Source organism: Bacillus sp. CZDM1 (genome assembly GCF_055502545.1).
Map to the genome: position 1 here is coordinate 368,282 of NZ_JBUESO010000005.1, position 15,028 is coordinate 383,309.

The 15,028-nt window shown below is 34.2% G+C and carries 14 protein-coding genes and 1 riboswitch; of the genes, 12 read left to right on the plus strand and 2 right to left on the minus strand.

The genetic code is table 11. The annotated features are described in order from the left end of the window. A complete protein-coding gene (metC, locus tag ACY3XC_RS14425; RefSeq protein ID WP_464869171.1) occupies window positions 1-1,188 on the minus strand; it encodes a cystathionine beta-lyase in 1,188 nt (395 codons plus the stop codon). Continuing rightward, window positions 1,188-2,303 carry a methionine biosynthesis PLP-dependent protein gene (locus ACY3XC_RS14430; RefSeq protein ID WP_464869172.1) on the minus strand — a complete coding sequence of 372 codons (1,116 nt, stop codon included), beginning with the start codon at window positions 2,301-2,303 and terminating at the stop codon, window positions 1,188-1,190. The genes metC and ACY3XC_RS14430 overlap by 1 nt, the downstream gene beginning before the upstream one ends. A gap of 85 nt (window positions 2,304-2,388) precedes the next feature. Then, window positions 2,389-2,505, minus strand: a riboswitch (SAM riboswitch). A 762-nt stretch (window positions 2,506-3,267) separates the two neighbouring features. Between ACY3XC_RS14430 and ACY3XC_RS14435 the strand changes: the two genes are divergently transcribed. From ACY3XC_RS14435 to ACY3XC_RS14490, 12 genes are all read left to right on the plus strand, one after another. Further along, window positions 3,268-3,984, plus strand: coding sequence for a YveK family protein (locus ACY3XC_RS14435; RefSeq protein ID WP_464869173.1), 717 nt, complete (start codon window positions 3,268-3,270; stop codon window positions 3,982-3,984). Then, a complete protein-coding gene (locus tag ACY3XC_RS14440) occupies window positions 3,971-4,633 on the plus strand; it encodes a CpsD/CapB family tyrosine-protein kinase (RefSeq protein WP_464869174.1) in 663 nt (220 codons plus the stop codon). Before ACY3XC_RS14435 ends, ACY3XC_RS14440 begins: the two co-directional genes overlap by 14 nt. A gap of 328 nt (window positions 4,634-4,961) precedes the next feature. After that, complete coding sequence (locus tag ACY3XC_RS14445; protein ID WP_464869175.1) at window positions 4,962-6,788, plus strand: polysaccharide biosynthesis protein; 1,827 nt, start codon at window positions 4,962-4,964, stop codon at window positions 6,786-6,788. A 12-nt stretch (window positions 6,789-6,800) separates the two neighbouring features. Next, window positions 6,801-7,685 (plus strand): UTP--glucose-1-phosphate uridylyltransferase GalU, encoded by an 885-nt coding sequence (gene galU / locus ACY3XC_RS14450; protein ID WP_464869176.1) that lies wholly within the window; start codon window positions 6,801-6,803, stop codon window positions 7,683-7,685. Between the two features lie 16 nt (window positions 7,686-7,701). Further along, window positions 7,702-8,871 carry a glycosyltransferase family 4 protein gene (locus ACY3XC_RS14455; RefSeq protein ID WP_464869256.1) on the plus strand — a complete coding sequence of 390 codons (1,170 nt, stop codon included), beginning with the start codon at window positions 7,702-7,704 and terminating at the stop codon, window positions 8,869-8,871. Then, entirely contained in the window at window positions 8,834-9,901 is a 1,068-nt protein-coding gene (locus ACY3XC_RS14460) for a glycosyltransferase (protein WP_464869177.1), read from the plus strand. The genes ACY3XC_RS14455 and ACY3XC_RS14460 overlap by 38 nt, the downstream gene beginning before the upstream one ends. A gap of 11 nt (window positions 9,902-9,912) precedes the next feature. Beyond that, the gene (locus ACY3XC_RS14465) at window positions 9,913-11,028 is read left to right on the plus strand and encodes a glycosyltransferase family 1 protein (protein ID WP_464869178.1); all 1,116 of its coding nucleotides are present in this window, start codon (window positions 9,913-9,915) and stop codon (window positions 11,026-11,028) included. A gap of 13 nt (window positions 11,029-11,041) precedes the next feature. After that, window positions 11,042-11,944, plus strand: coding sequence for a glycosyltransferase (locus ACY3XC_RS14470; RefSeq protein WP_464869179.1), 903 nt, complete (start codon window positions 11,042-11,044; stop codon window positions 11,942-11,944). Window positions 11,945-12,023: 79 nt separating this feature from the next. After that, window positions 12,024-13,127: an EpsG family protein gene (locus ACY3XC_RS14475; protein WP_464869180.1), complete on the plus strand. Its 1,104-nt coding sequence runs from the start codon at window positions 12,024-12,026 to the stop codon at window positions 13,125-13,127. A gap of 41 nt (window positions 13,128-13,168) precedes the next feature. Further along, the gene (locus ACY3XC_RS14480) at window positions 13,169-13,321 is read left to right on the plus strand and encodes a hypothetical protein (protein ID WP_464869181.1); all 153 of its coding nucleotides are present in this window, start codon (window positions 13,169-13,171) and stop codon (window positions 13,319-13,321) included. A 68-nt stretch (window positions 13,322-13,389) separates the two neighbouring features. Next, the gene (locus ACY3XC_RS14485) at window positions 13,390-14,553 is read left to right on the plus strand and encodes an aminotransferase class I/II-fold pyridoxal phosphate-dependent enzyme (RefSeq protein WP_464869182.1); all 1,164 of its coding nucleotides are present in this window, start codon (window positions 13,390-13,392) and stop codon (window positions 14,551-14,553) included. Between the two features lie 77 nt (window positions 14,554-14,630). Beyond that, window positions 14,631-14,972: a helix-turn-helix domain-containing protein gene (locus ACY3XC_RS14490; protein WP_464869183.1), complete on the plus strand. Its 342-nt coding sequence runs from the start codon at window positions 14,631-14,633 to the stop codon at window positions 14,970-14,972. Window positions 14,973-15,028: the final 56 nt, after the last annotated feature.

Genomic DNA, 15,028 nt, shown 5'->3' on the forward strand with positions numbered 1-15,028 from the left:
TTATCGGCCTCTTTTTACAGTCAGTTGTTGTTCATTTACCACTTGAAGGGCCAGTGAAAAATCCTTTATTAAATCATCTGGATTCTCTAAACCAACAGAAAGGCGGAGGAGACTATTTTTGATTCCACGCTTTTCTCTCTCTGCTTGAGGCATTGCTGCATGGGACATTTTAGCAGGATAGGATAAAATGGATTCTACCGCACCAAGACTCACTGCAAATACAGGTAATTTTACATTTGAGACAAAGGTTCTAAGTGCTTCTTCATCATAGAGTTCGAATGATAATACCGCGCCTGCTCCCGCTGCCTGTTCTTGTTGCAATTCATGCTGTGGATGATTTTTAAGAGCTGGGTAATATACTTTTTCAATTAGAGGATGATCCTCTAGGAACTCAGCAATTTTCAGAGCTGATTGTTGAGATTGTTCTAGTCTGACATGAAGGGTTTTTAATCCCCTAAGTACAAGCCATGCATCCTGTACCCCAAGTACAGCACCAAAGGAATTTTGTAAGGAGTACAGTCTCTTTCCTAACTCTTCATCTTTAACAACCGCAAGACCTGCAACCACATCACTATGACCGGATAAAAACTTAGTTGCGCTATGAAGAACTACATCCGCTCCAAGCTCTAAAGGTCTTTGGTACTCAGGAGTCAAAAAAGTGTTATCTACATAAGTAATGGCGTTAATTTCTTTAGCCAAATCACTAATGGCTTTAATATTCGTAACCTTTAATGTAGGGTTAGATGGTGTTTCAACATAAAATGCTTTTGTGTTAGGCTTAATTGCCTCTCTTACTTGGTTAAGGTCTGTCATATCTACAAATGTATGTTGTATTCCGAAACGAGTCAGTACCTCTGTGACCATTCGATATGTGCCGCCATACACATCCTCAGTAATCACGATATGATCACCGGAAGAAAGGAGGAGGAAGGCTGTTGAAATAGCTGCCATTCCCGACGAAAAAGCAAAGCCTCTTGTTCCACCCTCTAATTCAGCGATTACATCCTCAAGTGCTTCTCTTGTTGGGTTTGCACTTCTAGCGTAATCGTATTTTCCGAAACTTTCGATATCAAACTGATGGAAGGTTGAAGCATGCTGGATGGGCACACTTACTGCTCCTGTATTTGGATCGACTTTATGCTGATTATGAAGGAGCTTTGTTTCAAAACGATATTCTTCCGAACTCATTATCCCATCACTCCTTCTTTTAATTTAGCTAATGCCTGTTCAAGATCTTGAATGATATCAGTTGGATCTTCTAGTCCTACAGAAAATCTTAATAGTCGATTACAAACCCCGGACTGAATTCGAATTTCTTCTGGTATGTCAGCATGCGTTTGTGTGGCAGGGTAGGTAATAAAGCTTTCTGTTCCTCCAAGGCTTTCAGCAAACGTAATAAGTGAAAGTTCTTTCAGGAATGGGTTAATACAGGACTCATCCTGTAAGCGGAAGGAAACCATTCCGCCTCTTCCTGGGTAAAGAACATCTGTTACGCCTTCATGAGCAGAAAGGTATTCCACTATTGATTTCGCATTGCTTTCATGCCGCTGCATACGAAGAGATAAAGTTTTCATTCCGCGCATTACCAGCCAAGAATCAAAAGGACTTAGAACTCCACCCGCTCCGTTATGGTGAAACGCCAGCGCCTCACAAATTTCTTTCCCCTTTGCAACAATAAGACCAGCAAGGACATCATTATGACCGCCTAAGTATTTCGTTGCACTATGAATAACAATATCCGCTCCAAGCACGATAGGCTGTTGGAGAAGCGGGGTATAGAAGGTATTATCCACAATTAGAATAATTCCGTGTTTCTTTGCAATTTTTGAGACAGCACTTATATCAGACTGCTGCATAAGTGGATTGGTCGGGGTTTCAAGGAAAATCGCCTTGGTTTGTGGAGTAATCCTGCTTTCAATTTCTTCTGGACTGCAAGTATTAACATATTGAGTCTGGAGTCCCCATTTTTTAAATCCCTGTTCTAGTAAACGATACGTTCCTCCATATAAATCCTCACTGACAATCCACTCGTCACCAGACTGAAAGAGGGAAAGAATCGTAAAAATAGCAGCCATCCCCGAACTGCAGGCATATCCTTGATCGGCCCCTTCAAGATCAGCAATCGCCTTTTCAAGGAGCTGCCGAGTAGGATTTCCTGTCCTTGAGTAATCATATCCTGTTGATTGTCCAATGCCCTCGTGACGGTAAGCTGTTGAAAAGTAAACAGGAGGATTTACGGTGCCTGTCACCTTATCACTTCTATTGCCAATTTGAGCTAACTTCGTGTCAACTTTATAAACCATTTTCCTAATCCTCCTCCTTTATAAAAAACAAAAAAAGTCTTCTTTAAGAAGAAGACTTTTGGATGCACGTTCGCACAGGTCATTCTCCTTATCTCACAAGTTAACAAATAACTCGTAGGACTTAGCACCTTTTCAATGAAATAAGACATTGAAGGTTGCTGAGGCGTCATAGGGCCATTCCCTCTACCTCTCTTGATAAGAACATAAATATTTAGATTATTTATAAAATTTACTACAGTAAAGGAGAAGTGTCAATTATTTATTTTTTAAAATTGGATCACTAGTGTTGCATTAATTTAATTTCACTATTAAAAATACTCAAAATGCCCAATTTTGTTATTTGGTATAAAGAAAAATTCCTTTTGATTTGAGTGCCGAATAAAATTCAGAGATGTATAAGTCCCGTTGGGCTATTGAACTGTTTTTTCTATGCAACATTGGTGAAATTAGATATTAACTAGTGAATTTAGAAACATCAAATATTCGATTAATAGAATTAGTAATTTTTCTTTTTACATATTTCATCATTTTTCTAGGATATATTACTCATTTATTACAAGGGAATACCATGGTAATTTACTAATTTTTGAATTATCAATATCTAAGGAACAATACTGTTATTTGTAAAGTAAGGTAAAGTAAATTTGAGAATAGGGATAATACGGAACCATCAAATCTAATATCAACACGTTGGAATGTATCCTAGTTTATATATTTAAGCCTGAAAGAATAAAGATAAAGTGAATAAATAAACGAAGTAGTTTTCAAAAGAGAGTCTTTTTTGTAACTTAAAATAAGAACATTATCTACAGTCAAATTCTGACAATAAAAGCTATTGACTAGTTCTTTATAAAGAACTAGTATTGAGTTATAAATTGCAATTAATTATTATTATTCTACTTTTAATATTTTTATATAATTTTTGCTCTTTAATTATATGTGGGAAGGTGGCTGGCATTAGCCCATGAATAGTGCGGAAAAAAGGGAAGTAAGGGATATTAATCTAAGAGAAATATTTAATGTTTTAAAAAAAAGGTTCTGGATAATTGCTGTTTTTTCTTTGCTGACTGTGGGTATTGGTATTATTTATAACACTTATTATAATACATTGTTATATCAGTCATCAGCACGCATTATAGTTGGGGCAGATACTGAGTTAATGAAAACTCTTCATGTAATAATTACAGATCCAATGATATTAGATAAAGTTATAGAAGAAGTTGAATTGGAAAAGTCCTCAAAGGAATTGTCTGAACAGATAAGTGTCGAGAGTATCTCGGGATCACAGGTTGTTAGTATTAATGTGGTGGATAGGTCCCCGAAAATAGCTGCGGAAATAGCGAATTCAACTACAAAAGTATTTAAAGAGGAAGTCCCAAGAATTCTAGGATTCAATGATATCAAACTATTGTCAAAGGCGAATATATATCCTTACCCAATTAATGAAAATAAAATACGAAATATCGTTCTAGCTCTTGTAGTTGGTCTAGTTTTAGGAATCGGTTTGGTGTTCTTATTGGATTCATTCGATGATACTCTAAGGTCTGATGTTGAAATTGAGGAGATTCTGGGTATTCCGGTAATTGGGCGAGTTTCCAAAATAAATAAAAAAAGTATTAAAAAGAAAAGTCAATATCAAATGGAGTTAAATTTTAGAGGTGAGACAAGTGTTTCCAAATAAACGTAAAACTTCATATAAAAGCCAGAAACGAAGCTTAATAGCTTATTCAAACCCAAGTTCACTCATAGCAGAGGAATTCAGGACAATTCGTACCAATATTCGCTTTTTAACTGAAAAAGAAAAGAAAGCAGTATTATTAATAACCTCACCAAGCAAGGGGGAGGGGAAGTCGACAACGGCAGCTAATATTGCTGTATCAATGGCACAACAGAAGGAAAAGGTTCTTATAATTGATGCGAATTTAAGGGAACCGGAACTTCACTCTATTTTTAAAATATCTAATAAAGTAGGCCTAACTGATGTACTTACCGGTAAATCAACTTTTGAGGATGCAATCTATTCAACAGAGATAGGGAGATTAGCAGTTTTAACCAGTGGAGTTACACCTAGTAATCCAACTGAGATACTAGGTTTAGATATGCTAGGAGATTTGTTACAAGAAGCCCAGCAAACATATGACATTATACTAATAGATTCTCCTGGAATACTTGAGTTTGCAGATACAAAAGTTCTAGCAAATAAGAGTGATGGGGTTATTATCGTATTAAGCGAGCGTTCAACTACAAAATTTAGTGCTATTAAAGCAAAAAAAGCACTAGAGTTTACAGAGGCAAAGATCCTTGGTGTAGTTTTTAATGGGATAAGATAATTTTCAATCTAAAACCAATAATACCTTTTATTGGTATTATTTTTAATGAGGTTGTTCGTTATTGAATTTCTATTTGTTCTTTATAAGTTATACATTTATTTGTAAAACTGGTGATGTCTCCTTACCATTATCGATGGAGGCACTCGGTCATGCTGTGGGTTGAAATAAACCTTAGACGCTAGTCGTCGGTAGTGTGATGTGAGGTGGGGTTAGATGCCTCATTTTATAATTAAAGGCTTTGATTATATGGCCTTCGAAGAGACCCTATAATCAAAGCTTTTAATTTTATTACAGCAATATTATTTAAATAACTTAAAGGAGAGAGAGTATGACTTATCGGCAAAGGCTGTCTTTATTTTTTTTCTTGGATTCATGTATTGTCATAATGGCAATTTTTTTTGGTGGATTTTTAGTTAATGCCACTGTCAATGTCATTTCTATACCAATGGTAATCACTTCAGTAGCCATTTTGATGAGTCATCATATCTTATCACTTAAGTTAAAGCTATATAAAAAAGCTTGGGAATATGCGAGTGTTGGAGAATTATTGATTATTTTAAAAATTGTTACTTCCTCTATTATTGCTGCTGCCTTGATACAACAAATGTTTATCCATGAAATACACTTTAGGATGCTGGCAGTCACCTGGTTGCTACATATCATTTTTCTTGGAGGTTCTAGGTTTTGCTGGAGAATGTACTTAGATTCTATAATTAACAATAATAAAAATAAAAAACGAACTTTAATTGTTGGTGCAGGTGCTGCAGGCACAATGGTGGTAAGGCAACTTTTAAAAAATCATGGGGCAGACCTTCTCCCGGTTGGATTTATTGATGATGACAAACATAAGCAAAAACTTGATATTTTAGGTATCCCAGTTGTTGGGGGAGTCAGTTCTATAGAAGAAATGGTTAAAAGACTTCACATACACAATATAGTGATTGCCATTCCTTCGTTAGGTAGGAAAGAGTTAAATACTATTTTTCAGGAATGTGCGAAAACGTCAGCAAAAACAAAAATCCTCCCGATGATTGAGGATTTAGCAACAGGGAAGGTTTCAGTTAGTCAATTTAGGGATGTCGAGGTTGAAGACCTTTTAGGAAGGGTTCCTATAGATCTTGATATTATTACAATCTCAAAATACCTTACAGGTAAAACTGTATTGGTAACAGGAGCTGGTGGATCTATTGGTTCAGAGATTTGTCGTCAGATTTCACAATTTAATCCAAAAAAATTGATCCTATTAGGACATGGAGAGAACAGTATATATTCGATAGAACTAGAATTAAAGGAGAAATTTGGTGAATCAACAATTGAAATTGTAACAGTAATTGCTGATATTCAAGATGCAGAAAAAATGCAGTTTGTCATGCAGTCTCATCTACCTGATGTCGTATACCATGCTGCAGCTCATAAACATGTACCACTAATGGAACGAAATCCTGAAGAAGCAGTGAAAAATAATATGATTGGTACAAGGAATGTGGCGAATGCAGCTAGTTGGCATGGAGTGAAAATCTTCGTCATGATTTCAACCGATAAGGCAGTAAATCCAACTAGTGTAATGGGGTCAACCAAAAGGCTGTCTGAAATGATAGTTCAGTCAATGGATAAAGGTAGTCAAACGAAGTTCGTTGTGGTTAGATTTGGCAATGTGCTGGGTAGCAGAGGGAGTGTTATTCCATTATTTAAAAGGCAAATTGAAAAGGGAGGTCCTGTTACCGTTACTCATCCTGAAATGGTGCGTTATTTCATGACAATTCCAGAAGCCTCAAGATTAGTAATACAGGCTGGGGCCCTTGCGAAAGGTGGGGAAATTTTTGTATTAGATATGGGTGAGCCAGTGAGAATTGTTGATCTTGCTAAAAATTTAATCAAACTGTCTGGTAATTCAATAGAGGATATAGGAATTGACTTTACGGGGATTAGACCAGGTGAGAAGTTGTTCGAAGAACTATTAAAAGATGATGAGATAGATGAAAAACAGATTTATCCGAAAATTCATATTGGCAAAACTTCCGAGCTTTATATTGAAGAAATAAAGGATTTATTAGTTAATTTCTCTAGTATGGAAAAAGAAGACCTAAGGGACCAGCTCTTGAGGATCGCGAACAACAAGGTGCCTGCTAAACCATTTCTACCTATATCAAGTTAGGGGTGTTTTTATATGAAAGTAAGAAAAGCAATTATCCCAGCTGCTGGACTTGGAACAAGATTTTTACCGGCGACTAAGGCGATGCCAAAGGAAATGCTTCCAATTGTAGATAAGCCAACCATCCAATATATTGTTGAGGAAGCGATAGAATCTGGGATCGAGGATATCATAATTGTTACGGGAAAAGGAAAGAGAGCAATTGAAGATCATTTTGATCATTCTTTTGAGCTTGAGCAGAATCTATTAGACAAAGGGAAATTTGAGTTATTACATGAGGTGCAAAAGTCATCTAAGCTAGTAGATATCCATTATATACGCCAAAAAGAGCCAAAAGGCCTAGGGCATGCCATTTGGTGTGCGCGAAAATTTATTGGTGACGAACCCTTTGCAGTATTGCTCGGTGACGATATAGTCAAAGCAGAAAAGCCTTGTCTTAAACAGATGATTGAGCAATATGACCGTTATCATGCATCTATACTAGGTGTTCAAAATGTGCCAGATAAGGAAGTATCTCGTTATGGAATTGTAGATGGTAAATATATAGATGAGCGCTTTTATACTGTAAAAAATCTAATTGAAAAACCAAGACAGGAGGAATCGCCTTCTAATCTAGCAATTTTAGGACGATATATTTTAAGCCCTAAGATTTTTGAAATATTAAGCACCCAAAAACCAGGTGCAGGCGGTGAAATTCAGCTCACCGATGCAATAGCAAGACTAAATGAGTTTGAAGCGGTTTATGCTTATAATTTTGAAGGTGTACGATATGATGTTGGGGAAAAAATGGGTTTTATTAAGACAATAATCGAATTTGCCTTAGATCGTGATGATTTACGCAGTAGTTTATTGGATTATCTATCTGAAGTATTAAATAAGGAAGAAATCAAGTTAACCTAGATGGATGGATGGATTAATCATGAGTAAAAGGGTCTTGTTTTGTGCGACGGTAGATTACCATTTTAATGCTTTTCATTTACCTTATATAAAGTGGTTTAAAGAACAGGGATGGGAGGTTCATGTCGCAGCTTTTGGTGACATTGTTCTCCCATTTGTTGATGAAAAATATAATATTCCAATCCAGAGATCCCCTTTTAATACAAAAAATATTTTGGCATATAAAAAATTGAAGGATATTATCTTAAAAAATGAATACAAGATTATCCACTGTCATACACCAATGGGTGGAGTACTTGCACGTTTAGCAGCGAGGAATACAAGAAGAAAGAATACAAATGTAATTTATACTGCTCATGGTTTTCATTTTTGTAAAGGTGCGCCATTAATAAATTGGTTACTCTATTATCCGATTGAAAAATTACTTTCTTTCCACACAGATTGTTTAATAACAATTAATCAAGAAGACTACCAACTTGCGAAAAGAAGAGGATTTAAGGCAAAGGAGATAAAACATGTTCATGGTGTTGGAGTAAACACAGACCTTTACAAACCAGTTGAATATCAGCAAAAATGCAAAATGAGAGAAAGTTTCGGCTACAAGTCTGATGATTTTCTCTTGTTTTATGCTGCAGAATTTAATAAAAATAAAAATCATCAATTATTAATTGATATTATCGCCGCTATTAAAGAAGAAATACCAAGTGCTAAACTTTTATTGGCTGGGGATGGACCTTTACTAGAAGAATGTCAACAAACAGCAGTTAGATTAGGTGTTCAAGATATGATCCATTTCCTTGGATATAGGACTGACATTAAAGAATTATTGAAAGTTTGTGATATTGCTGTTGCATCTAGTCTAAGAGAGGGACTGCCAGTAAATATTATGGAAGCAATGGCAAGCGGTTTACCAATTGTGGCCACTATTAATAGGGGTCACAAAGAACTTGTAATTAATGGAGTAAACGGCTTTTTAATATCACCTACAGAAAAACAAAAATTTGCATCAATGATACTTGAAATCTTTCATTCACAAGAATTAAGTCTACAAATGAGTAGTGAAAACCTAAAAATAATCAAGAAGTATTCTTTAGAACAAGTAACCTTAGAACTTAGTGAAATTTACTCAAGTTATATGGTGGAGGATGTCAATGAATCCAAAAGTAAGTATTATAGTGCCCGTATATAATGCGGAAAGATACCTAGGAAGATGTCTGGATAGTTTAGTAGAGCAGAATTTATCTGATATAGAGATAATTGCAGTAAACGATGGTTCAACAGATTCAAGTAAAAAAATTCTAGAGGAATATAGACATAAGGATAAACGTATTAAAATTATCCATAAAACTAATGCAGGGGTATCATCTGCCAGAAATTTTGGTATTGAACTGGCTAAGGGTGAATTTATTGGGTTTGTTGATTCCGATGATTGGGTAGATAAAGAAATGTATAACGTTCTTTATGACACAGCAACTAAGGAAAATGCTGACATAATAATGTGCACTTATATAAGAGAGTTTGGTAGTCATTCTAAGAAAAAAATTTTCAACCTTCCAAGTAAAATTAGTTATAACGATGATGATGTAAAAACGAAAATAATGAGACGTTTAATTGGACCAGTTAATGAGGAAATCGCAAATCCTGAATTACTTGATGCATGGGGAACTGTATGGTCTAAGCTTTATCGAACTGATTTAGTTAAACAGAATAACCTTACATTTTCAGATCTTCAAGAAATAGGTACAAATGAAGATTCTTTGTTTAATATTTTGGCAGTGTTTCATGCCCAATCTTTTATTTTTATAAATACTCCTTATTATCATTATTGGCGTGAGAATGATGGTTCGGTTACTTCTGGTTTTAAGCCGTACTTAATTGATCAATGGTTTAACCTATATAGCAAGATTAGAAGCTTTATAGAAGAGCATAAATTGGATGCGAATTTCCAAATAGCATTAAATAATCGTATTTGCCTCAATATACTCGGCCTTGGCTTTAATACGATAAGTAAAGGAAATAATGATTCTTTTATAATGAAGATAAGGAAAATAAATTCTATCCTAAATGATCAAAGAATAATCCGTTCATTCAAACAGTTGGAATTATCACATTTTTCAATTACTTGGAGAGCGTTTTATTTTTGTGCGAAAGTTCGTTTTTCGCTAGGTGTCTATTTAATGTTGATAGCCATTAACTTTCTTAGAAAGACCGTAAGATAGGAGGAGAATCATTGGAACCATTTCGTATATTGCAAGTAGTGACAATCATGAACCGTGGTGGTCTAGAAACTATGTTAATGAATTATTATAGGCAAATGGACCGAACTAAAATCCAATTTGATTTTATGGTACACCGATATGAAAAAGGTGATTATGACGAGGAAATTTTTAACCTGGGTGGAAAGATTTTTAGAATGCCACAAATACGTCCTGGGAATTATGCGACTTACTTTAATAAGTTGGATGATTTTTTTAGGTCTCATCCGGAATATAAAGTTGTTCACTCACATATCAACGAAAATAGTAGTTTTGTCTTAAGGGCAGCCAAACGTGCTGGGGTACCAGGAAGAATTGCCCATAGTCACTTGAGTGATTTAGGAATAGACATCAAGCTCCCATTCCGTTTATATGCTAGGTATTACATGAAAGATCAACCTAGTGATTATTTTGCTTGCTCGAAAAAAGCAGGGGAGTGGCTTTTTGGAAAAGAGATGAACTCAAAGGAAGTCACTGTACTTAACAATGCAGTGAATATAGAAGAGTTTAAGTATAATGCTGAAATTAGAAAAAAAATAAGAAATGAGCTAGGTGTTGAAAACCAATTAGTTATTGGCCATATAGGTAGATTTAATAAACAAAAAAACCATGAATACATTATAGAAGTTTTCAAAGAAGTACAAAGTAAAAAGTCGGATTCCATATTACTTTTATGTGGAGAAGGTAATTTGAGGCATGTTATTGAAAAAAAAGTGCATAATTTAGGCTTATCGTCAAACGTCCTTTTCTTAGGGGTTAGAAATGATATCCCACAAATAATGCAGGGGATGGATATTTTTCTTTTTCCATCACTTTTTGAGGGGTTACCTGTAGTACTAATAGAAGCCCAAGCAGCTGGTTTGAAATGTTTGGTTTCAAATACGATTACAGAAGAAAGTGATATAACAGGAAGATTAGATTTTATCAGTCTTCAAGAACATCCATCAGTATGGTCAGATAAAATTCTTTGTTCAACTTATGACCACGTAGATACAACAGAAAACCTACGAAGATACAATTATGATACAGTAACAATGACCAAATGGCTCTCAAAATATTACGAAGAGTACTATTTAAGTGGAGTAAAATAATTTGGAGGTTAAAATGGCTCCTATATTAACAATATTTACACCGACCTATAATCGTTCATACACTCTTCATTTATGTTATGAAAGTTTAAAAAGACAAACTAATAAAAATTTTGTTTGGTTAATCATTGATGATGGCTCTACAGATAATACAAATGATCTTGTATCAAGATGGAAAAAGGAAAATCTTGTTCCAATTCGATATCATTACCAAGAAAACCAAGGAATGCATGGTGCCCATAATACTGCCTATAAATTGATAGATACAGAGTTAAATGTTTGCATCGATTCAGATGATTATATACCTGATACTTGCGTAGAGAATATATTGTCGTTCTGGAAGAAAAACGGAAGTGATAAATATGCAGGAATTGTCGGGCTAGATGCTAACCCCAATGGAGAAATAATCGGTACCAAAATGCCAGAAGGTATTAAGGAATCAACTCTTTCAGACTTATACGGAAAATATCGGGTTAAAGGCGATAAAAAACTTGTTTATCGGTCTTATTTGACACGAAACACTCCACCTTATCCTATATTTGAGGATGAAAAATATTGTCCCCTTAGTTATAAATACATTCTTATAGACCAAGAATATCCTTTACTTATATTGAATGAGGTACTTTGTATAGTAGAATATTTACCTGATGGTTCCAGTATGAATATCATAAATCAATATAAGAAAAACCCTAGAGGTTTTTTGTTTTTTAGAAAAGTTTCAATGAAATATTCGGCCAAATTTAAAGATAGGTTTCGCGAGTCTATTCATTATGTATCAAGTAGTTTAATGGTTAAAAATTTTAAATTTTTACAAGAATCTCCATTAAAATTAACGACGTTATTTGCAATCCCTTTTGGATTGCTTTTATATTTTTATATACAAAACACCACTAAATCGACAGTCATTAAAAACACTTGATAATCTTGGAATCAGCTATAGGAAATTTCAAAAATAAGATTAACCCAATCAGATATGCATAGTAGAAAGGATATAAAAAATGAGCATATTCTGGCTTAACTTGTCCTTTGTTTACATTTTGTCATTTTTCTCAAGGTATTTCACTTCCCCCATTCCTAATGGAAATGAAAGTATAAGACCCAATAAATTTTTAGTTTTTATCACTTTCCTAATATTAGTATTAGTCTCTGGTCTTCGAGTCAACATAGGTGATACTGAAGCTTACATGCATTCTTATGAATTAAATGATTTTACATGGGAACAAATAAAAACACAAAAAGATATTGGATTTGGTGTACTTCAACTGGTTTTGCAAAAATTTTCAGACAACCCACAATTAATGATATTTTTTACTGCCCTACTTACAAATCTGCTTATCATTCTAGTCTTATATAAGTACTCCAGATTGTTAGATCTAAGTTTATTCGTATATATTACAGGTGGCTTATATTTAGTATCAATGAACGGTATAAGGCAAGTTCTAGCAGCTGCAATAATTTTTACCGCAACTAAATTTTTAATTGAAGGTAACTGGAAAAAGTATACTTTTGTAATACTTTTTGCATCTACTTTTCATCAGAGCGCACTTATTTTAATTCCTATATATTTTTTAGCTCGAACTAAAGCTTGGTCAAAATTTACTATTATTCTTATATTCATTTCTATACTTATTGTAATTGGCTTTGAACAATTTACCACAGTTCTCTTTTCGGCCATTGAAGACACCCAATACGGGATGTATCAAAACTTTGATGAGGGTGGAGCAAATTACCTAAGGGTTGTAGTATACGCTGCACCACTTTTGATTGCATTCCTGGGACGAGATAAAATGAGGAGAATATTTAGAGATAGCGATTATATTGTCAATATGTCGATTTTAGGTTTGGTTTTTATGATTGTCTCAACACAGAATTGGATATTTGCAAGGTTCTCTATTTATTTCAATTTATATCAATTAATATTAATTTCTTGGGTAGTAAAACTCTTTTGTGAAAGGGATCAAAAAATAATCTATTATGCAATATTAGTCTGTTATTTTCTTTATTACTATTATGAGAATGTTTTATCTTTAAATATAACCTACAAAAGTAACTTTTTTAGCATTTTATTCACAAATATTGGTTCCAAAGGTCACATGTTTTAGAAGTAAGTTAAATCAGAGAATATAAACGTGAGGAAAAAACAATGAAAGATTCTAATAAACTTTCAGAACAAATATTTCTAGAATTATTATTATATTTATGCATAAAGGGCGAAGAGACAGAAAAATTGAATACTAGGGACTTTATTGATGAAATTAAACAAGTATTAAGTTCTATTAATTTTAATAAATCGTAACTATCAACTTATAGAGTTTTTTAAAAATTATTTCTTTAACTAAAACGAAGTAAAGGGGATGGGGCGTAATGTCAATCACAGAAAGAAAAAAAAGAATCTTTCTTTCACCGCCACATATGAGCGGAAATGAATTTGTTTATATTAATAAGGCATTTGAAACAAACTGGATCGCACCATTGGGTCCTAATGTTGATGCTTTTGAAAGAGAAATAGCGGAATATGTTGGAGCCAGTGAAGCTGTTGCGGTAAGTTCGGGTACTGCAGCAATTCATTTGGCTCTTTCTTTATTAGATATAAAGAAAGGGGATAAGGTATTCTGTTCAAGCCTTACCTTTGTAGCTAGTGCAAATCCTATTCTTTACCTAGGAGCCGAACCAGTATTCATAGATTCAGAACCAGATACATGGAATATGTCCCCTCAAGCTTTAGAAAGAGCGTTTAATGAGTCATACAAGGAAGGAGTTTTACCTAAAGCAGTCATTGTAGTTAATCTTTATGGCCAAAGTGCCAAAATGGATGACATACTCTCCTTGTGTAATCAATTTGAAGTACCAATCATTGAAGACGCAGCTGAATCACTTGGATCAACTTATAAAGGCAAACCAAGTGGAACATTTGGAAAGTATGGTATTTACTCATTTAATGGTAACAAAATAATAACTACATCTGGAGGTGGAATGCTCGTTTCAAATGATGGCAAGTCATTAAGGAAGGCTAGTTTCCTAGCCACGCAAGCAAAAGACCCAGCACCACATTACCAACACAGTGAAATAGGTTATAACTATCGAATGAGTAATATACTTGCAGGGATAGGCAGAGCACAATTACAGGTATTAGATTTAAGAGTGCAGGCTAGAAGATTAATTTTTGAGCAGTACCGTAAAGAATTAGAGGGCGTACCAGGCATTACTCTTATGCCAGAATTAGAAAATACCCTTTCAAACCGTTGGCTAACCACTTTAACAATAGATGAAAAAGTGGCGGGAACCTCTTCTAAGGAAATACTTGACCGCTTAGCGGATGAAAATATTGAAGCACGTCCTGTTTGGAAGCCACTCCATAAGCAGCCTCTATTTTATGGTCATAAATACTATCCTCATAGTGAAAATAACAATGTATCTGAGCATTTATTCATGAATGGAATTTGTTTACCTTCCGGATCTAATATGCAAGAAGAAGATCAAAAAAGAGTTTTAAACTGTATAAAAGCAACCTTGAAGTTGAAGGTTTAGCACTAAAAGGAAAAATCTGATGATTCTAAATATAGAATTCTAATTTCCAAAAATAAGGATAAATGAGGTACAGATAAATGATTGGAAAAAATATATCTGATTTAAGAAAAAAAAGGGGAATGACATTATCTGAACTAGCTGAACGATCAAATATTTCTAAGTCATATCTAAGTGTAATTGAGAGAAATATAAATGAAAATCCTTCTATTCAAGTTATAAAGAAGTTAGCTGCTGTTTTAGATGTAGATCTAAAAACCTTGCTAGGGTCTGAAATAGAGACAGAACAATTTTTAGAAACTGAGTGGCTTGAGTTTATAAGTGAATTAAAAAAATCTGGAGTTGATAAAAAGCAGATTAAAGAATATAAAACACTAATTGAGTTTATTAAATGGCAGAAGGAAAAGATTAATAGTGAATAGTAAAAAGAACGTAAGAAAAGATAAGGTTACTAGAAAATTGATGTCATTCTTGAAGG